This window comes from Pseudoalteromonas sp. GB56, from assembly GCF_054923835.1.
This window is the reverse complement of sequence record NZ_JBPCHK010000001.1, coordinates 2449916-2470475: the sequence shown is the minus strand read 5'-3', so window position 1 is coordinate 2470475 and position 20560 is coordinate 2449916. Positions and strand designations below refer to the sequence as shown.

The 20560-nt window shown below is 45.8% G+C and carries 18 protein-coding genes; 14 read left to right on the top strand and 4 right to left on the bottom strand.

Going from position 1 to position 20560, the window contains the following annotated elements; genetic code table 11:
• The 10 genes from ACH19P_RS11555 to ACH19P_RS11510 all read left to right on the top strand — a co-directional run bounded on the left by ACH19P_RS11555 (position 1) and on the right by ACH19P_RS11510 (position 9537).
• Positions 1 to 537: a Na+/H+ antiporter subunit E gene (locus ACH19P_RS11555; RefSeq protein ID WP_462158680.1), complete on the top strand. Its 537-nt coding sequence runs from the start codon at positions 1 to 3 to the stop codon at positions 535 to 537.
• On the top strand, positions 531 to 800 hold the full coding sequence (locus ACH19P_RS11550; protein WP_347389066.1) for a K+/H+ antiporter subunit F: 270 nt from the start codon (positions 531 to 533) through the stop codon (positions 798 to 800). The genes ACH19P_RS11555 and ACH19P_RS11550 overlap by 7 nt, the downstream gene beginning before the upstream one ends.
• Before the next feature lie 8 nt (positions 801 to 808).
• The gene (locus tag ACH19P_RS11545) at positions 809 to 1138 is read left to right on the top strand and encodes a Na+/H+ antiporter subunit G (protein ID WP_462158679.1); all 330 of its coding nucleotides are present in this window, start codon (positions 809 to 811) and stop codon (positions 1136 to 1138) included.
• Positions 1139 to 1537: 399 nt separating this feature from the next.
• Positions 1538 to 2797: an efflux RND transporter periplasmic adaptor subunit gene (locus tag ACH19P_RS11540; protein ID WP_462158678.1), complete on the top strand. Its 1260-nt coding sequence runs from the start codon at positions 1538 to 1540 to the stop codon at positions 2795 to 2797.
• 27 nt (positions 2798 to 2824) lie between these two features.
• Positions 2825 to 3559, top strand: a complete 735-nt coding sequence (locus ACH19P_RS11535) for an ABC transporter ATP-binding protein (protein WP_462158677.1) — start codon at positions 2825 to 2827, stop codon at positions 3557 to 3559.
• Position 3560: 1 nt separating this feature from the next.
• Positions 3561 to 4874 carry an ABC transporter permease gene (locus tag ACH19P_RS11530; RefSeq protein WP_462158676.1) on the top strand — a complete coding sequence of 438 codons (1314 nt, stop codon included), beginning with the start codon at positions 3561 to 3563 and terminating at the stop codon, positions 4872 to 4874.
• A gap of 9 nt (positions 4875 to 4883) precedes the next feature.
• Positions 4884 to 6089: an ABC transporter permease gene (locus tag ACH19P_RS11525; protein WP_462158675.1), complete on the top strand. Its 1206-nt coding sequence runs from the start codon at positions 4884 to 4886 to the stop codon at positions 6087 to 6089.
• A gap of 47 nt (positions 6090 to 6136) precedes the next feature.
• The gene (locus ACH19P_RS11520; RefSeq protein WP_462159347.1) at positions 6137 to 7462 is read left to right on the top strand and encodes a sigma-54-dependent transcriptional regulator; all 1326 of its coding nucleotides are present in this window, start codon (positions 6137 to 6139) and stop codon (positions 7460 to 7462) included.
• The gene (locus tag ACH19P_RS11515; RefSeq protein WP_462158674.1) at positions 7462 to 8778 is read left to right on the top strand and encodes a sensor histidine kinase; all 1317 of its coding nucleotides are present in this window, start codon (positions 7462 to 7464) and stop codon (positions 8776 to 8778) included. Before ACH19P_RS11520 ends, ACH19P_RS11515 begins: the two co-directional genes overlap by 1 nt.
• Positions 8779 to 8814: 36 nt before the next feature.
• Entirely contained in the window at positions 8815 to 9537 is a 723-nt protein-coding gene (locus tag ACH19P_RS11510; RefSeq protein ID WP_462158673.1) for an SIR2 family NAD-dependent protein deacylase, read from the top strand.
• A 35-nt stretch (positions 9538 to 9572) separates the two neighbouring features.
• Here ACH19P_RS11510 and ACH19P_RS11505 read toward each other — a convergent pair whose 3' ends face one another.
• Together ACH19P_RS11505 and ACH19P_RS11500 are read right to left on the bottom strand one after the other, a co-directional pair.
• Positions 9573 to 10841: an Ig-like domain-containing protein gene (locus ACH19P_RS11505; protein ID WP_462158672.1), complete on the bottom strand. Its 1269-nt coding sequence runs from the start codon at positions 10839 to 10841 to the stop codon at positions 9573 to 9575.
• 13 nt (positions 10842 to 10854) lie between these two features.
• The gene (locus ACH19P_RS11500) at positions 10855 to 11370 is read right to left on the bottom strand and encodes an outer membrane beta-barrel protein (protein ID WP_462158671.1); all 516 of its coding nucleotides are present in this window, start codon (positions 11368 to 11370) and stop codon (positions 10855 to 10857) included.
• Positions 11371 to 11561: 191 nt separating this feature from the next.
• Here ACH19P_RS11500 and ACH19P_RS11495 point away from each other — a divergent pair, with 191 nt between their 5' ends.
• The 3 genes from ACH19P_RS11495 to ACH19P_RS11485 are packed head-to-tail and all read left to right on the top strand — an operon-like array spanning position 11562 to position 17236.
• Complete coding sequence (locus ACH19P_RS11495) at positions 11562 to 12947, top strand: efflux transporter outer membrane subunit (protein ID WP_462158670.1); 1386 nt, start codon at positions 11562 to 11564, stop codon at positions 12945 to 12947.
• A 12-nt stretch (positions 12948 to 12959) separates the two neighbouring features.
• On the top strand, positions 12960 to 14165 hold the full coding sequence (locus ACH19P_RS11490) for an efflux RND transporter periplasmic adaptor subunit (protein ID WP_462158669.1): 1206 nt from the start codon (positions 12960 to 12962) through the stop codon (positions 14163 to 14165).
• Positions 14162 to 17236, top strand: a complete 3075-nt coding sequence (locus ACH19P_RS11485; protein WP_462158668.1) for an efflux RND transporter permease subunit — start codon at positions 14162 to 14164, stop codon at positions 17234 to 17236. Before ACH19P_RS11490 ends, ACH19P_RS11485 begins: the two co-directional genes overlap by 4 nt.
• Before the next feature lie 98 nt (positions 17237 to 17334).
• On the opposite strand, the gene ACH19P_RS11480 is transcribed toward ACH19P_RS11485, so the two are convergent.
• Positions 17335 to 17760 (bottom strand): hypothetical protein, encoded by a 426-nt coding sequence (locus ACH19P_RS11480; protein WP_462158667.1) that lies wholly within the window; start codon positions 17758 to 17760, stop codon positions 17335 to 17337.
• 236 nt (positions 17761 to 17996) lie between these two features.
• Between ACH19P_RS11480 and ACH19P_RS11475 the strand changes: the two genes are divergently transcribed.
• On the top strand, positions 17997 to 18938 hold the full coding sequence (locus ACH19P_RS11475; protein WP_462159346.1) for a PDC sensor domain-containing protein: 942 nt from the start codon (positions 17997 to 17999) through the stop codon (positions 18936 to 18938).
• Positions 18939 to 18942: 4 nt separating this feature from the next.
• Here ACH19P_RS11475 and ACH19P_RS11470 read toward each other — a convergent pair whose 3' ends face one another.
• Positions 18943 to 20496, bottom strand: coding sequence for a response regulator (locus ACH19P_RS11470; protein ID WP_462158666.1), 1554 nt, complete (start codon positions 20494 to 20496; stop codon positions 18943 to 18945).
• Between the last annotated feature and the right edge of the window lie 64 nt (positions 20497 to 20560).

The following is a 20560-nucleotide window of genomic DNA, read 5'->3' as shown; positions in this document are numbered from 1 at the left end:
ATGCAATTAGAAGCTCGTTTTAAATGGCTACCGACTCCGTTTCGAAGCATCCTACTGTTTTTAGTCTGGTTATTACTTAATGACAGCGTCTCGGCAGGGCATCTTATTCTTGGCGCTGTGTTGGCAATTGTGATCCCATTAGTCATCGCACCATTTCGAAAACCTCAGCCGCTGATTATGCGTCCAGGGTTAGCACTTAAACAATTGATGATTGTTTTGTGGGACATTCTTACAGCCAATATCGAAGTGGCGTTTAAAATCTTGGGGCCGACTAAACGACTGCGTCCAGGTTTTATCAAAGTGCCATTAGACTTGGACCAAGATTTACCGATTACCATGTTGGCAAGCACGGTGTCGTTAACACCCGGTACCGTGAGCGCGGAAGTCTACCCAATTCCGGAATCACTGCCTAAAGGACAAGTTCCTGAGCAACGCTTTTTGCTCATTCACGTGTTGGATTTAGACGATGAGCAGGAGTTGATTAACACCATTAAGAGCCGCTACGAGGCGCCGCTTAAGGAGATTTTCCAATGCTAGAGCATGTATTATTGGTTGTTTTTGCGATGATTGGGATTTCCTTAGTGTTGAACTTATGGCGCTTAATCGTCGGTCCTTCGGTGCCAGATAGAATCTTGGCCTTGGACACCATGTACATCAACACCATCGCGTTGATTGTTCTGTACGGTATCGGCATGAAAACTCAGATTTACTTCGAAGCGGCATTGTTGATTGCTATGTTAGGTTTTGTGAGCACGGTAGCTGTGTGTAAGTACCTGCTTCGTGGCGACATTATTGAATAGGCACTGATATGACTGAATGGATTATTTCTTTGTTATTATTGGCCGGTGGTATGTTTATCCTCATTGGCTCAATCGGTCTGGTAAAAATGCCTGATTTCTTTATGCGTTTGCATGGTCCAACGAAAGCTACCACGCTTGGCATGGCGTCGTTGTTGATTGCCGCTAACGTATTTTTTAGCGTTAACAGTGGTGAAGTGAATATCAAGGAAATCTTGATTTCTATCTTCTTGCTCATCACTGCGCCAATAACAGGGTACATGCTTATCAAGTCAGCGATTCATCACGAATTAAAAGCAAAGGATGGCACCAAAGGCATGGATAATATCGAAGAAGACTAAGTCCTTTAACTACGCATCTCATACAAATCAAATAGCCCGAGCAATCAATTGCTTGGGCTTTTTAATACCTGCTCTGTTGTATTACTGCGCTTATCGTTGTGGGGTATGTTCAACACAAACGAACGTTAAAAGTGTCCGCTGCGGACACTTTTAACGTCCGCGGACAGTCGTTCACTTTTATCTAAACATGAAAATACCATATAAAACATTATGTTATGGTTTTATTTTATATTGGCATGGTTCTCGTAAGTCATTACGCAGTACACAAATAAAATGGACAATAGCCATGCTTTTAACTTCTTTCGTGTTTTTTACCTCACCATTGGTGATGCTCGTTGTTGCTTTGGTCAACACTATCGCAGATAAGAACAACAATGCATCCCACTGTGAGGTAACACTATGATCCGTGATACCCAGGCGCAAGACACGCAAATTGTTGTAAAAAGTAATCGCAGTAAATATGTGCTAGCAGCGGTGATTGCGGGCTCATTCTTGGCAATAGCTGCATTTTATTTCTCTAGCAGCAGTGCCAACACCAGCATGTCACTGAATCGTGATGGTGTAAAAATTGCTCAAGTCACGCGTGGTGACCTCACTCGTGATATCGCCACAACAGGTTTCATCGTAGCTGCCAATGCACCGCAAATTTACAGCTCATCACAAGGCTATGTGCAGCTGATGGTCGACCCAGGTGATGAAGTAGAGCAAGGACAAATTATTGCCACAGTGTACAGCCCCGAGCTTACCAATGAACTCAAGCAGCATGAGTCTGAACTACAGCGCTTAACCGATGAGCTTTCTCGCAAAGAACTGCAAGTTCGCCGTGACAAGCTAGCATTAGCAAGAACGCTCGACATGGCTGAAGTCACGCTAAACGCTGCTAATCGTGAACATCGTCGTGCGCTTTTGTCGATTAAAGATAACCTCATTAGCCAAATCGATATGGAGCAGGCGCAGGACGACTTAGCCCGTGCCAAATTGGCTTTCAAACATGCACAACAAGAAATCGAAATTGGTAAAGATACGTTAGCGTTTGAGCTCAAATCAGCCCAAGCCGATGTAGCACGCCAGCAACTGGTTGTGGATGAGCTTAAGCGTCGTGTCAATGAATTAGACATCGCAGCGCCTGTGACAGGCGTTGTTGGTAACTTGCTAGTGCAACAACAAGCCGCTGTGTCACCAAGCCAAGCGCTGATGACTCTTGTTGATTTGAGTGCGTTTGAAGCAGAGCTTCAAGTGCCTGAGAGTTACGCCAATGAGTTGGGCTTAGGATTAGAAGTTGAGCTTAAAATTGGTGGTGACACAGTTTATGGGTCACTCTCTTCTATCTCGCCTGAAGTAAAAGACCGCCAAGTAAGTGCTCGTGTCCGATTTGACCAAGACCACGTGAACAAAATCCGTCAAAACCAGCGTTTATCTGCCCGCATTCTGCTCGAAAATCGTGAAAATGTACTCATGGTTCGCCGTGGTGCTTTTTTGAATGACGGTGGCTTGGTTGCCTATCGCGTCAATGGTGACGTGGCTGAAAGAATTCAAATTCAAACCGGTGCGACCAGCATCAATAATGTTGAAATTACCAACGGTGCCCAAGAAGGCGACCAAATCGTGATTTCAAACTATGACTCATTTAAGCGCTCAGAACGCGTACTACTGCGTTAATCCGAACTCGCAATAAGGAATAAAATAATGATTAAAATGAATAACATCAACAAGGTATACCAAACGGAAATGGTGCAGACACACGCACTTCGTGATTTCAATCTTGAAGTTAAGCAGGGTGAATTTATTGCGGTAACAGGACCCAGTGGTAGTGGCAAAACTACCTTTTTAAACATCGCAGGCATGTTAGAGCCCTTTACTGACGGTACCTACGAACTTGATGGTATTGACGTAGGTAAACTTAATGACAATCAACGAGCCGATCTACGTAACCAAAAAATTGGCTTTATCTTTCAGGGTTTTAACCTTATCCCTGACTTAAACCTTTATGAAAACGTTGAAGTACCCTTACGCTATCGTGGTATCAAATCAAATGAACGTAAAAAGCGTATTGAACGTTGCCTTGAATTAGTTGGGCTAGGCGCGCGTGCAAAGCACTTACCGCAGCAGCTGTCAGGCGGTCAACAGCAACGTGTGGCGATTGCCCGCGCCCTAGCCGGTGAGCCGCGTTTCCTGTTAGCGGATGAGCCGACGGGTAACCTAGATAGCCTAATGGCGCGCCAAGTGATGGAAATTCTGGAAGATATTAACCGTGAAGGTGCCACCATTGTGATGGTAACCCATGACCCTGAGTTGGCTCGCCGTGCACCGCGCAATATTCAAGTGGTTGATGGTCAGCTCGCTGATTTCAGTCTTTACCAAGGTGCGCCTAGCAAAGAACAAACGGCTGGCGAAATCGCCGCACGCGCAGTGGAGGCTTAATATGTTTTGGTACTATTTAGACTTAAGCTGGCGTTCGTTTAAACGCACTCCCTTGGTCAGTGCGCTCATGGTGATTGCCATTGCTATCGGCATTGGTATTACCATGACCACACTGTCCGTTTATCACATGATGAGCGCTGATCCTATCCCGAGTAAAAGCGACCAGCTGTTCGCTGTGCAACTACAAACCATGGACGAGGGTGAAGGATGGTTCACTAATGACGATGTTCCATATCAGCTGACTTTTAAAGATGCACAAAAGCTCATGGCTGATGCGCAAGGCAGCAAACAAGCAGCTATGGTTCGTACTGGCTTTGCTGTGCACTTAGGAAACGAAAGTCAATCTCCAAAATTAATGGATGCGCGCGCTACGGGGCGTGATTTCTTCACTATGTTTAATGCGCAGTTCGTGTATGGCGGCCCATGGCAACAGGCGGATGAAGATAACGCCGTGCAAAAGGTGGTACTGGAGCGCACGTTAAGTGAAGAGCTATTCGGAAATATCAATCCTGTTGGGCAAACTGTGTACCTAGATAAGTTCCTATTTGAAATTGTGGGCGTGGTTGAACCGGTAACAGACAACATCAAATACTATGACTTAAACAATGGTGCTTTTAGACAACCAGAACGCGTGTTTTACCCATTCTCTTTAGTAAAAGAGCTGGAGATCCCAACTTGGGGTAACAGCAATGGCTGGAAGCGTGAATTAGTGAGAACGTATAAAGAGCGCTTGGATTCGGAAATTTTGTGGATTCAATATTGGGTGCAGCTCGACAATGAGCAGGCCAAATCGGATTATCAGCAATACTTACAAAACTATATTAAAGAGCAACAAAAACTCGGTCGTTTTGCGCGTAAAGACCCTAAAAGTAAGATTCAAGATGTTAACCAATGGATGCAATACAACGAAGTGGTCAGTGAAGATAATAAGATCTTGGTACTTTTAAGCTTCATGTTTTTGGCGGTCTGCTTAGCCAACATCTTAGGTTTGCTATTGGCTAAGTTTATGCGCCGTGCCCCAGAAGTGGGAGTTCGCCGCGCATTAGGTGCAAGTAAAACTCAAGTGTTCATGCAGCACCTTGTTGAAGTGGCTTTGTTGGGTGTGTTTGGCGGTGTGTTGGGTATTTTATTGGCGCAACTGAGCCTATGGGGGGTGAGAGAGAGTTATAGCTATTACTCAAATCTTGCGACCATGGATGTATTAATGCTCATAAGTGCGCCGTTAATTGCGATTACTGCTTGTATCATTGCGGGTTTATTCCCTGCATGGCAAGTGTGTCGTACCAACCCAGCTTATTACCTAAAAACTCAGTAGGAGAGCCCCATGTTTGAACTAAAACCAATGATAAGTTCGCTTATGCGTTCAAAAATCGGCGCGGCATTGCTACTGATTCAAGTGGCTATTACGCTGGCCATTGTCAGTAATGCGGCATTTATGATCAGTGACCGTTTAACGTATTTGACGCAAGAAACGGGCTACGATGAGCAGGCGATTTTCAGCGTCAGCGTGAGTACTTTCGACCCGAGCATCAACCTTATTCAGCAATATGCCCAGGACGAGCGAGATTTGCGCGCCATAGAAGGCGTCATTGACGCCGCTATGGTGAATTGGGTGCCACTGTCAGGAAGTGGTTCCTCAAGCAGTATGCATACGGTGCCTAATCCCGAAATTGGTTCTGGCGTTCGCGCAGCGTATTTTACGACCAATGATCACTTGCTCAATACATTGGACGCTCAGTTAATTGAAGGGCGCAATTTTTATCCCGAAGAAGTGGTTAACGCAGATAACTACGATACGCTTCCGAATAAAGCGATTGTGACTACGGACTTTGCCAAAGAACTGTTCCCAGATGAGCCCGCGTTAGGCAAGTTTCTTTATCAGGGTAATGATGCAGTGGAGATTATCGGTATTATCGACACTATCAAGGGCCCATGGTTAAAAGACAGCCGTCCTTCGAACGTGGTGATATTTCCATTTAACTTCTCACAGCCGCGCACAGAATTTGTGGTACGCACTGCGCCAGAGCAACGCGCTCAGGTAATGGCCAAAGTAGAAGAAGTACTGCTTAAAGGTGAATCACGTCGTGTGATTTATGGCATTCAAGGATTGGATGAGAATAAAGCGAGCTACATGGCGCGTGATAAACTTGTGATGCGTATGTTGATAGTGTTAATCGTGGTACTGGTGTTAGTAACGGCACTGGGGATCTTTGGCTTGACGCTGTTCAATATTTCCAAACGCACAAAACAAATCGGTACCCGTAGGGCATTAGGTGCACGCAAGTCTGCAATTGTGCGCTACTTCCTGATTGAGAATACGCTCGTCGCAGGCGTGGGCTTGGTTATTGGTTCGATGTTGGCGATGGTGTTAGGGCAACAATTGATGAAACTGTTCTCATTACCCAGCTTATCTTTGACATTCGTCTTGGCGAGCGCGCTATTTATGCTCATAATGAGTCTAGTTGCCGCTTGGGGACCAGCACTTAGAGCTGCGAATGTGCCACCGAGTGTAGCAACACGCTCAATATAATAACAATAACAATGGCGCGCCTTCGGGCGCGCGACATTATGGATAATATGAAAAAGATACTGATTGTTGATGACAACCCAGCCGTTTTAGACGCGTTAGCGTTACTCCTTGAGCTGCACGACTACCAAGCGGTGACCTGCGAAACACCGGCCCAAGCTCTGCATATCGTGCGCTATCAGCGCATCGCCTTGGTTTTACAAGACATGAACTTCAGTGCCGACACCACCTCAGGTGAAGAGGGTAAAAAACTCTTCTACGATTTGCGCGACATTAACCCGCATTTACCGATCGTGCTTATTACCGCGTGGACGGAACTCAGCACGGCGGTGGAATTAGTCAAAGCGGGCGCAGCGGATTATCTCAGCAAGCCGTGGGATGACCAAAAACTACTCACAACAATCGAAAATCTCGTGGCGCTTGGCGAAGCAGCCAGTGAAAATGCCGTCTTTAAGCGCCAAGCGCAAGAGCGTGACCAAGCGCATCAAGGTGCCGATTTAGCTGGGCTCATTTTTGCAAGTCCGGCAATGCAGCGTGTGGTAGACATGGCACTGCAGGTTGCGAAATCTGATGTGCCGACCCTGATCACAGGTGCGAACGGTAGCGGTAAAGAAGGTATAGCCGAGATAGTTCATCGCAACTCTAATCTGCGTGACAAACCCTTTATCAAGGTCAATGCGGGTGCGCTACCCGCAGATCTCATCGAAGCTGAACTCTTCGGTGCTGAAGCCGGTGCGTATACAGGCGCAAAGCAGATGCGCATTGGTCGCTTTGAAGCCGCTGATGGTGGCACCTTGTTTTTAGACGAAATCGGTAACTTACCACTTGAAGGGCAAGTAAAGTTATTGCGCGTGTTACAAACTGGGGAATTTGAGCGTGTGGGCTCAACGCAAACTCGTAAGGTGAACGTGCGCGTGATTTCCGCCACCAACGCTGACTTACTGACAGATATTAAACAAGGCCGCTTTCGTGAAGATTTATACTACCGCTTGAATGTTATTGAGCTGAGTATTCCGCCGTTAGCGCAGCGCAAAGACGATATCCCCGCGCTTATCAGCCACTTCTTACCTGAGCGAGAGCTCAGTGTGCATGCCGAAACAGTTTTACGTCAACATGCATGGCCTGGCAACGTGCGCGAGCTTGAAAATGCCTGTAAACGTATCGCTGTACTTAAGCCTGTGGGAGCGTTGGAGGCAGAAGACTTTGCCTTGCAACAGGCAGAGCCTGGCATGCAAAACAAAGCTGAGCCTAATAAACAGGAAATTGAAGATGCGATGCGCGCGCACCAAGGGGTGATTGCCAAGGTGGCGCGCGAGTTTGGCTTATCGCGACAGGCACTGTATCGTCGTATGCAAAAGTTTGGTATTGATTACTAATGAAGTTACTTCCTACAGGCGCCAGCCGACTGACTTGGCAATTGAGCATTTGGCTCAGTCTTTTTATCTGTTTACCCGTTGGCGCTGGTGTTGCGGTGGGCACATTTACGCTGATTCAAGGATTGTTACTCGGGCTACTGTTAGGCGCATTTCAGGCTATTTTTGTCAGCCTCGTTATCACCCCCAGAGTAAGGGGGTTGCAAGCTATCGAATCTGGGCTACTCAATTTTAAAGATGGTGACTTTTCCACTTCCTTGGCTTATCGAAAAAGCGATGAACTAGGGGATTTGTGCCAGCTTTATAATGAAACCGCCAGTAAGCTCCACCAAGAACGCCAATGGATTTATCAGCGCGAATTAATGCTTGATAAAGTGCTCCATAACTCGCCGCAAGCCTTGTTGTTGGTCAACTCCAAAGAACAAGTGGTATACACCAATCACAGTGCACGTAGCTTGTTGTTTGCGGGCAATAAAGTAGAAGGGGAATCACTTGATAACCTCTTTGATGGTATGCCTGAATCGATAGCACAAGCCATTGGCCGCGGCGGAGATGGCTTATTTAGCGTTGAGCAAGAGCACCAACAAAGGCAAACATGGCACTTGGCGACTGGGCAGTTTTTGCTTAATAATCAGGCGCATCTGCTTTACATCCTTAAACCTATGACACGGGAAATATCGCGCCAAGAAGTACAGGTGTGGAAGAAGGTTATTCGTATTATCAGCCACGAGCTGAACAATTCCTTGGCACCGATTTCATCCATGTTGCACTCAGGGAAATTGCTGTCTCAACGCAATCAAGATGAGCGCCTTGAGCGTGTGTTTAATACCATTGATGAGCGTATCGCACGCTTGAGCGAGTTCGTCCAAGGTTATGGCAAATTCGCTAAACTTCCGCAGCCTCAGTTAGGCTATTTTAACTGGCAAAACTTAGTCACTAATCTGCAAGAGCAATGGCCGTTTGAAATACGTGGTGAAATCAGTGAGCAAGGCTATGGTGATGAGACCCAAATCCAACAATTGCTGATAAATTTACTTAAGAATGCCCATGAATCGGGCAGTGCACCTGAGGAGGTGTGGTTAAGTATCAGCTGTGACGAGCAGCAGGTTATCTCTGTTGGTGATAAAGGCAAAGGCATGACTGAAACCGTGATGGCAAGTGCACTCGTGCCGTTTTATTCCACCAAAGCATCGGGCAGTGGTTTGGGTTTGGCCTTGTGCCGAGAAATATGCGAGGCGCATCACGGCGACATAAGTTTGCATAATCAAGAACAAGGCGGCTTAGTGGTACGTGTGAACTTACCGATAGTTCACGTATAATCATATTCCAAACGTTTTTGTAGTCTGGACATCATAATGAGCAATACCTTATACATCACCGGAGCGGGCGTAAGTGCCGCCAGTGGCATTCCCACTTTTCGTGGTGAAGATGGGTATTGGCGCATTGGCAGTAAGAATTATACCCCCATGGAGATGGCCACACGGCACATGTACCAACACTGCCCAGAGCAATTTTTAGCTTGGTACTATCATCGTTTCGCGACTTATCGCGACCACGGCCCAAATGAGGTGCATCACTGGTTAGCTGATAAAAACCTCATTACTCAAAACATTGATGGCTTAGATGGCAAAGCGGGTAATCAAGATTACATTGCTATTCATGGGCGATTAGACCAAATGACGCTATTTCATGAACAAGGTGATTCAGTAGACAAGATAGTGACGCCTTGGAATGACGTTGATGAAAGCCGTTTAACCGAATCTTTGTTTGATGTTTTTGCTGTCGACAACGGAGAACCTGCCCTCTATCGCTCCTACAAGCCATTTGTGTTGCTCTTTGATGAGTATTACACCGACTTATACAACATTACGGCAGCACAACAGCGTATGTTAGAGGCCGATAAAATGGTGTTTATGGGTACCTCTTTTAGCGTCAATATTACCCAAATGGCACTGGATATTGCCCGCAGTATGGCGATTCCCATTGAAGTGGTAGACCCAGAACCCACCCATGTTTTGCACCCTGACGTGACGTACCACAAAATGACAGCACTGGAGTACATCCAAAAAGTGCCCTAGTGCGCCCTACGTTGGACGCACTAGAGCACGGAAAGTTATTCAACTTTGGTGATTGTTGTATCTAGCACAATACGTTGACCCAGAAACTCTAAAGTAATTGTCGATGAACCAGACACCTCAGTAGCTGCTGTAATCTCCAAATAAGCACTATCAGACCCCGCATTCTTTAATGAAACTGAAAGTAAATCATTGCTGAGGGCAACATCAGTTGCATCCGATACATTGATAGCAGAGTTCAAACCTTGATAGTTGGCAAACACTGTTAGCTTCTGTGTTGCCCCAGAGTTGACCGTAAGTGCCTCTATACCATCATTAACCGTAATGCTCTCTAACGAGCCTTCAGCGGAGCTCTCAACTTCAACAGATAAAGACTCATTTAATGTATCTGTACATTGGGCGTAAATCAGGCCTGTGCCCTTGCTGGTGGCAATAATTGAGCCTATTGCTTGGGGATCCGTAGCAACATGCACCAGATCTTCATTTTTTTGGTCCCACACAATAATAGGAGTGAGGTCATATACCTGAGACCCAAGTTTGCCACTGACACCTATTGTGCTTCTTGAACCGAGTTCCATTGTCAAAGAATCTAAATTATTTGAGTCAGCATCAACGAACTCGATGCTACTTATTTGACTGGCTGCTACTTCCAGTTGATATCGATTGCTTTGTGCTTGTTCATAAGAAGCTGAGATGGTCAGTGTGCTGCCAGGCTCAGCTCGTGTGAACAGTTCACCATTCTCTGAGAAGCGTGTTTGATTGTCATTCAATGAGCTCCAAGTCAAATCTCCGTTCTGTACTTTTCCTTGGTACCCATCGGTAAAAATAATGGTGCTCGCAATAGTGTTTGGTTGGCATGCATACACTTCAGCGCTTGATGAGGATAATGTAATAGATTCGATAGCAATATCTTTGACCGAAATCTGAGCGGATTCACTGGCATCGCCTAATGCAGTTGCTGTGAAGGTAATAAGTGAATATTGAGTGTCAGCTTTAGCAATAGCGGTGACAAGACCATTTTCATCAATAGCTGCGGAATCAGGGTGAGAAGACTTCCAAGTTACATCAGAGGAAATGTCCTTACTTTTACCGTTTAAATCTTTACCGATCGCAGTTAATTGTACCGTGTCGCCCGGTTCAATTCGGATATTACCTCCATATACAACAACAGATTCTATCAAATCGCCTGTTTGAACTTGCTCTTCTTCATTGAAGGCTTTGTTGATTTCGTCTGCATTCTCGTTTTCACTGCAGCCTGTTAAAGCGAACAAGGTTGAAATACTTAAAGCCGATAGTGTAGCTCTCATATAATGTAATCCTTTAGAAATAATAGCTTAGCCCAACACTCCAAGTGTCAATCTTTAAATTGTCCTTGTTATATCGAGATAAATAATCGGCGTTTAAGCGAAGGTTGTAGGGTAATTCATAGTTCAGGCGTCCGCCCCATGCAAAGCCTGTAAACTTTTCCTTTCCATCATAGACTTCTGCGTTTCCAGTAAAATTTAATTCCGTCTTGGCGTATCCAAAAGCAAGATCATAACTAAAACTACCAAACTGTGGGGTTCTAAAGCGAATTAAAGCAGATTGTGCGCTACTAGCGTCGATTGATACACCCAGTAATTCATCTTCTGATTGGCTTATGTCCGTTTGAACTTCTAAATAAGTGCGATTGTATAGTTCTGCGCCTGCTTTAATAATTAATGCTGTCGGTTTAGCTTCAACCCCGGCAAAATCGGTCCTAAGTTGTGCATGGTCTACACCAACGTAGTATTCGTTTGCCGCTAACTCTCCACTAAAAAGGCACAACCACAATGCCAGTGAGATTATCCTACTCATAACTGTCCTCCATTTTTTTCGACATTGTATCAGCCTTACTTACACTGTTAAGTATTTTTATGTGTAAAATGGTTAAAGTACGGCATTTTTGATGTCGTTATCAAGTAGTGTAAGGCTATGTAAAGTTACTGGTTTTTAAAAAGCGCTTCTGCTTTACTGCATGCAGTAAATTAGCATAATAGGAAACCAATGTGCGCGCGCTCACCCTTGCGATATGTAGCATATTAAGTTTAAGTGCCTGTACCAGCAGCCACATCAACACTGAGTTGGTGCAGCCAGCATTCCCCGCGAATTGGCAGCACAATCCTCAATTTCCAGAACAGTCCACGCTTGTCAGCACAGGCTGGATTAATCAACTGACCGACCCACAAATTCACCAACTAGTTGCCAATGCATTAGCAAACAACCAAGCGTTAAAACAACAGTTCTATGCGTTGTTGCAAAGCGAGCAACAGCTCAACGTAAGTGAAGCAACTGATTGGCCCAGTATTGATTTGTCAACGCAAACCAGCCGCAAGAAAGACAATCGTCCAGTCTCTTATGGCAATGCCAGCGATATTTCCTTGACCATGCGTTATGAAGTGGATTTGTTTGCCAAGTTAGATGCGGCGCAAAAACAGGCATTTTATACCTATCAAAGTGCGTTAAATAGCTACGCACAAAGTCGTCAGCAGCTGGTGGCTGATGTCATCAGTGCATGGTTTAACGTCATCGCTGATCAGCAGCTGGTTGACGTGTACCAACAGCGTATTAAAGCTGCACAGGACAACCTCGCAATCATTGAGCGTGGATACCGTCAAGGTCTTTACGAGGCCTTAGATGTGTACTTGACGCGCAATGAGTTCGCATCAGAGCAATCTGCTTTGGCGGCGCAGCAAGCCACATTAACCAGCAGTAAGCGGCAGTTAGAACGTTTAGTCGGTGAGTATCCAGCAGGATTGATAGCCACCAAGTCTGAACTACCTTTATTGCAGGAGCCTGTGGGGGTTGGCCTGCCTTCAGAGCTCGTTACCCGCAAGCCACAATTGCAAGCCGCTTGGCAGCAATTATTAGCAAAAGACGCGGCGCTGGCGTTTGCCCACAAGCAGCGTTACCCCAGTTTGAGTTTGACAGCATCCTTAGGTGATAGCACAAGCCGATGGGACGATTTACTCTCGCCATCCGCGTTGGCGTGGTCATTGCTGGGTAACTTGTCTATGCCCTTATTTGCAGGAGGCGAGTTAAAGGCAAATGAAGAAATCGCTAGGCTCGCATTGAAAGAGACAGAGCAAGCGTACTTAGAAACCTTATTAGATGCGTTTGCAGACGTTGAAAACGCCCTGACGCAAGAGCAAAGTCTGAAGCTGCAATATGAGCAAACGAAAAAGGCGTTAGACAGTGCGAACTACGCCTATGAGTTGTCTTTTGAGCAATATGTAGGCGGTTTACAAACTTACACCACAGTCCTTGATGCGCAGCAACGTGCCTACAATGCACAAAGTGCGCTAATTAACATCAAGCTTCAACTAATTAAAAATAGAATTAATTTACACCTAGCATTAGGTGGTGACTTCGAGAGCCAAACCAATGAAAAGTAATGTAAAAAAGTCGTGCTCCCACTCATTATCGTGATTGTTGCACTCGCAGCCATCAGTTTTATTGTATCGAACCCACCCAAAGTAGGGCGTGGTGCGCCTCCTAAAGCGGCGAAGATCACCGTCAAGGTGCTTGCACTTGAAGCTGTGCCATTCGCTGCCGACATTTCCAGTTATGGAGTGGTGCGTCCACGCATTCAAACGATGCTGTCCGCTCAGGTGTCTGGACAAGTGGTGAAGGTGCACTCACGTTTTCGTGATGGTGGCTTTTTTGAGCAAGGTGATGAGCTCTTGCAGTTGGACGACAGAGACCATCGCGCGGAGCTAAAGGCTGCGCAAGCTGCGCTCTTTAGTGCTCAGCAAGCCTTGCTCGAAGAGCAAGCTAGAGTTGAGCAAGCGCAGGTGGATTGGCAGCGCCTTGGAAATGGCGAACAAGCGTCAGATTTAGTGCTGCGTAAACCTCAGCTTGAAACTGCAAAAGCCAATGTGATGTCGGCGCAAGCAACGGTGGATAAAGCCAAGCTAGATTTGGAACGCACGACCATCAAAGCACCTTTCTCAGGCCGGGTATTGTCGCAGATGGTCGACCTTGGTCAAGTGGTGGGTGTGAATACGCAACTCGCAGAGGTGTATGCAACAGACAGTGTAGAAGTAAGACTACCAATTAAAAACAGCGACTTGGTGATGATGCAACTGCCAACACAATACCGTGATGGCAGTGAACAAACTGGTTCACAGGTTGAATTCAGTTCCAGTGTGTTCGGTGAGCAGCACTGGCAAGGGCGCCTAGTGCGCACAGAAAGTGCCATCGATAGCACGTCTCAGCAGCTTTATGTTGTTGGTGAGATAAGTGACCCATTTGCGCCGAGTGAAAGCAACCAAGTACCAATAAAAATTGGCCAATATGTGCGCGCACATATCAAAACAAATCCCGTTGATAACGCAATAGTGATCCCCAACAGCACTGTCTATCAGGGCAGTTACGTGTACACCGTTGTTGATGGCCAGTTGCTCAGAAAAGACATCAAACTAGGATGGCAAGGTGCAGATCACAGCGTTGTGGTCGCGGGTCTTGAGGCCGGTGAACAATTGGTTCTTACGCCGCTTGGGCAAGTGAGTTCAGGTACTCGCGTGAACATTCATGGGCAGGAACAAAGCCAAGAGCAAAAGCCCAATGAGAGCATGCGCAAAGGTGAGCGCTCTCAAGGAGCAAGTTCATGATTGCTTGGTTTACGCGAAATCATGTGGCCGCGAATATTCTGATGATAAGCATCCTCATCGCGGGCCTCTACAGTCTTGCTAATAAAATACCGCTAGAAGTTTTTCCGGCATTTGAAGCAGAGCAAGTGAACGTCAGCGTTACGTTGCGCGGTGCAACGCCAGAAGATGCAGAAAAAGGCGTCGCGATCCGCATCGAAGAAGCGGTGCAAGACCTCGAAGGGATTGAACGCATCGTCAGTCGCTCGAGTGAAGGTGGCGCGACGGTCAGTATCGAGATTGAGTCTGGGTATGACAAGCGTGAACTGCTCGCCGATATCAAATCGCGAGTCGATGCCATTAATACTTTTCCCGTGGATGCAGAAAAACCTGTTGTTTCATTAGCACAGCGCACGCGAGAAGTTATCGCAGTTACCGTGGCCAGTGACTACGGCGAATTGGAAACCCGTGAATACGCCGAGCAAGTGCGTGATGAATTGCTGCGTTTACCTAATGTGACGCAAGTTGAACTTAGCGGTGTTCGTGATTATGAAATCGCCATCGAAGTGCCAAAAGACACGTTGCGCCAATACAATTTGACCTTAGCGGATATCGCCAACGCCATCGGTAATTCCAGTAGCGATGTGTCTGCTGGTAACTTAAAGACTGAGGGTGGCGAAATTTTACTACGCTCAAAAGGGCAGGCGTATCGCAAAGATGAATTCGCGGCAATTGTGGTGTCGCGCACAGCGGATGGTTCAATTATTCGTCTTGGAGATATCGCCCAGGTTAATGATGCTTTTGAAGAAACGCCAGTACGTACGCGTTTTAACGGTAAACAAGCAGCATTTATAGATGTCTATCGCATCGGCCCACAAAGCGCGATTGAAGTAGCGGATGAAGTCAAAGAGTACATTCAGTCGAAACAAGCAAATTTGCCCATCGGCTTTGAATTAAGTTATTGGGATGATGACTCGGAAATTGTTAAAAGCCGTATCGCGACCTTGACCACCAATGCCTTGCAAGGGGGCATTTTGGTTCTTGCATTGCTCACGCTGTTTTTGCGTCCCGCTATCGCGTTTTGGGTGTTTATTGGCATTCCGGTTTCCTTCATCGGTGCCTTTTTCTTACTGCCGTTTTTCGGCGTTACTTTGAACATCATGAGCTTATTCGGTTTCATCTTGGTGCTCGGTATTGTTGTTGACGATGCCATCGTTACTGGGGAAAACGTCTATACCCACTTAAGAACCTCCGAAAGTGGTGAGCAAGCGGCCATTAACGGTACCCAAGAAGTGGCAACTCCAGTGACCTTCGGTGTATTAACCACGATTGCTGCGTTTATGCCGCTGGCGTTTATGGAAGGTGGCCGCGGTGCGTTCTTCGCGCAAATTCCTGCGGTGGTTATTCCGGTATTACTGTTTTCATTGATCGAGTCTAAGTTTGTATTGCCCGCACACTTAAAATATTTGAAGGTGCGCCAAGACAAGCAACCGAATCGTTTTGAACGTTGGCAACAGCAGTTTGCAGATGGGTTTGAGCGTTCAATTTTACGTTATTACCAGCCTGTGTTGCAGCTCGCGTTAAGAAACAAGCTCTCTACTGTGCTGATGTTTGTGGCTGTGTTCGCCGTGATTATCTCGTTGATTTCCAGTGGCTGGACACGCTTTATCTTCTTCCCTCGTATTCCCAGTGAAACCGTGCGCGTTGAATTGACTATGCCAACAGGCACACCGTTTGATGTGACCAACAATTACATCATTGATATGGCTGCAAAAGCAGAACAGTTAAAAGAGAAATACCGCGATGCTGAGACAGGGGAGAGCTTAATTCTCAATGTGCTGGCAACCACAGGTGGCCGTGGCGGCTCAACCAATGTCGGGCGCGTACGATTTGAAATCACACCGAGTGAAAAGCGCACCAGCAATGTGTCGTCAATTCAGCTAGCCAACGAATGGCGAACCTTGATTGGCGTGATCCCAGGTGCAGAAAGTCTTACATTCCGTGCCGAGATTGGCCGTAGCTCAGACCCTATTGATGTGCAGCTAAGCGCCACGAATATCGAAACTTTGCAAGAAGTGGCAGAACACATCAAAGCCCGACTGGCAACTTACCCAACGGTATTTGATATTTCCGATAGCATGACTGATGGCAAGCAAGAGCTGCAAATTGAGTTAACAGAGCAAGGCTATGCGCTAGGGCTGACAAAGGTGAGTGTTGCTCAGCAGGTGCGCAGTTCGTTCTACGGTTCGCAAGTACAACGTATTCAACGTGGACGAGATGATGTAACTGTGATGGTGCGTCTACCGCTCACCGAGCGTCGCTCAGTCGCAGACTTACAAGATGTGCTGATTGAAACACCGGATGGTAACAAGGTACCGTTTGCCCACGTGGCAACACTTAAAACAGGTACCAGCCCATCATCAATATACCGTATTGACCGCTACCGCACCTTGAACGTCATTGCCGATGTTGAAAAAAACAACACTAATATGACGACGCTGCAAGCCGATTTGCGTCAATACCTTGATGAACTCATGGTGCAGTACCCGAACGTCACATACAGTTTAGAAGGCGAGGCCAAAGAGCAACGTGAGTCGTTTGGTTCCCTCTTCTGGGGGTTAATCATCGTATTGTTTGTGATTTACAGCTTATTGGCGATTCCGCTGAAATCTTACTATCAGCCGCTAATCGTGATGAGTGTCATTCCATTTGGATTGATAGGTGCAGTGCTAGGGCATTGGATGCTGGGCATGGACTTAACCATTATGAGTTTCTTGGGGATGTTGGCACTTATCGGGGTAGTGGTGAATGACTCACTTGTGTTAGTCGATTACATTAATAAGCGCCGTGCTAAAGGGGATAAAGTGCACGATGCCATTAGCATTGCCGGCGCTGCGCGCTTTCGCCCAGTCATGCTCACCAGCTTAACGACCTTTATCGGGTTGATGCCATTGCTGTTTGAGAAGGCAACACAGGCACAATTCCTTATTCCGATGGCAGTGTCATTAGGGTTTGGGATTATATTTGCGACCTTAATCACCTTGATATTGGTGCCTGTGAATTACATGCTTATGAGTAAAATCGTCAAGTATTAATCATATTTAAGGCGCTAAAAAGCGCCTTTTATTAATCCAAGTACGCAAGAAAAAACCCAGCACTGTGCTGGGTTTGGTGCATCACATAGACAGTAAACTTATTGTTTTGCTTCGAGCTCTTCGCGCGTTTGGCGGATTTTCTCTTTCAGCTCTTCAATTTTTTCTTTGGTTTCGTCAGAAAGCTCACCTGCGCCTTCTTTTGATTCTTCCCATGCTTTGGCAGCAAGCTCTTTAGAGTCAGCAACTAAGCTATTGAATTGCACTTTTCCTTCATCGCTTGCGGCCGCGGCAAGGGCTTTGGTTTCAGCCATAAGCTCATCAACTTGCTCAGAGAATGATTCTTTGTCGAAATTTTCAGAGGCTTCTTTAACCTCATCCACGGCATCATTCCATGCACTTGCGATTTCCTTTTTCGCCTCGGCTGCTTTTTCTTTTGCTTCTGCAGACGCTTCTTTGGCATCTTCACAGGCCGTAAGGATTAGCGCTGACGCCACGAGAGTGATAACTGCAAATAGTTGTTTCATAACATTTTCCCTTATTTGTTTAACTAATGGGTTCATTATAGAACAATAACTTAAATAGGGAATGAATCGAAAGATAAGTGCACTGAACAGGAGCGAATAGCCGTAATAAATTGCACTGATATGGCGCAAAAATCGTGGGGGAAGTTTTCTAAATAATTGAAATTAAGCACCTTTATTAATTGGCATCAATTCTGCGTGTTTATTACAAGCCTTCACAGAGGACTTGAAATATGGCTATGAGCTACTTGAGCGTTATCGAGCGATACCGCGAACATTACATCGAAATCTATCCGTTGCTGGAGTCACTTATCCATGCGTTAGTGGAGCACGAGCAATGGCGACAACAACCGAATACGGCATTTGTGGCACTGTGCAAGTGTTATTCATTTTCTGAGTTGGTTTATGTTCTAAACACCGAAGGACTGCAGATCAGTGCCAACATTAATAACAAAGGTGAGTGCCAACGTGGTGATGGGGTATCTCGCGCTAATCGGCCTTACTATAGCGCTTTAGATGGAAGTGATATCGGGGTAGTCATTACTGAGCCTTACATCTCTTTAGCAACCGGTAACTTGTGTATCTCTGTGATGATAAAAGAGAGCGATGCTGAGCTGCGAAGCCAATACGTGGTGGTCGATGTTAACCTACCTAAGTTGATTGAGTATGTAATGGGAGATCGCTCAAGAGGGAGATTTAGCGGCGTATTTAAAGCAGGTTACTCCGTTATTGTATTAAGCTTGTTTACTTTGGTCTTAGTCTTGGTTTACAACGTGTGTATTGATATTAGCCAGTTGCTGTTCAATCTTGGGGTCAACAATGACCCTCTTAAACCCTTTGGCATCATCATTTTCATTACTCTGGCTTTATCTATCTTCGATTTGGGGAAAACCATACTTGAAGAAGAGATTTTGATGCACAAAGATATCTTTCGGCACAGCTCCACACGACGCACCATCACGCGCTTTATCTCCACGATTCTCATTGCAATTTCTATTGAGGCTTTATTGACGATGTTCAAAGCCTCGCTAGGACAAAGCGAATACAGCACACCGGCACTGTTGATGATGCTAAGCGTGATCGGTCTATTAATTGGCTTGGGAGTGTATGTATTTTTAGGCGCAAAAGCAGAATTGATGCTGGTGGAAGCCCAGCAACAACGAAATCAAAAAACATCATGAACTGTTATTCGCACGGCAAAGATACACTCAGTGTCGTGCCTTGCTCAACGTGTGTATCAAAGCTAATCGAGCCATTTTGTACTTCGGTCATCAATTTTGCTGCGTAGGTGCCGATGCCCGCAGCATTCTTCTTGCCATGGGAAACATATTTGTCGAAAAAGCAGTGTATAACTTCATCGGCAACCGAGCCGTGATTGTGAATTTTAATGACCGTATTCATGCCATTTCGGGTGGCACTAAGATTAATAGCAGAGCCTCTTGGTGCTGCGTCGATAGCATTTTGGATTAAATTGGAAAGCAGTGACATTGTGAGCAATTCTTCCGCTTTAATTTGAGCGGTCGCTGAAATTTCATTTTGTATTTCTAGGTGTTTTTCATTGGCAGAAAATCGGTAGTTGTCGAGCACTGCTGTAATTAAACGAAGCAAATTCAATGGCACCGGACAAAGATGATAGCTGCCATCTTCAAGCTGGCTGAGCGTCAGCATGTTATCAATCATGTATGACAAGTTGGTTGTCGAGAGCTTAATCGCTGCGGCAGTACTTTTAACTTTGTCCGCATCCTTGTTGTATCGCTCCAGTAATTCTAGGCTTTTGATCATTTCATTGAGCGGATGCTTAAGATCGTTTTGCGTAATACGGTCAAACTCATCACGCAAGCGCTCATTCTCAATAAGCGTATCAATTTGATTGCGCATCATTCGTGTCGATAAAATGGTGTTGGTGTGAGCGGCTAATCGCGCTTTTACCACCATTGGGTTAACCGGCTTTGTGATGTAATCAACGGCGCCGAGCTCAAGGCCTGCGATCACATCTTTGTTTTGGTCCAGTGCTGTTAGAAATATAATAGTGATATGTTGGGTATTGGGGTTTTCTTTGAGACGCCGACACACTTCAAGTCCATCCATGTTCGGCATCATGATATCCAACAACACGAGATCCGGTTGCACATCCGCTTCACAGATAGCCAAGGCTTTTTCACCACTTATTGCGGCTTTAATTTTGTAGTCCTTTCGTAGAATTTCACTGATCACTTGAATGTTATCCGCAACATCATCCACAACTAAAATATGAATGGGGTCAGGGGTTGTATCGTCAGTTGTGTTAGACGATGTAGGTTGTTGTTTGCTCGATAACTTTTTAACGGGTTTCTCTAGTGCGCGAATTAACCGCTGCGCAAGAATTTTGCCAGAGAACGGTTTGACCACATATTCAGAAGCGCCATGTTTAATTGCCGTAATGACTTCTTGTTGTTCTATCACCGCAGACATAAATACAACCGGTATCGAAGCCGTATTTTCGTCATTTCGAATCGCCTTCAGCAGCTCGACGCCATCGAGCTTAGGTAATTTAAGCTCTGTGATAATGAGGTCAATTTGCTGCTTTTTGACTATGTTGAGAGCGTCGATGCCGTTGCTTGCTTGGAGCACTTCGCCAAAGCACATGGCATGGAGCATTTTCGCCACTGTGACACGCATATTGTCTATCGCGTCGACAACTAAAACCGTTAGTTTTTGAAATGACGTGTCTTTTATTGAATTAGAAATTATCTCATGCATGAAGGTTCCTGTTGGTCTACATTTAAACGTAGGTATGAAAAAACAGGTACAGCTTAATTAGCAT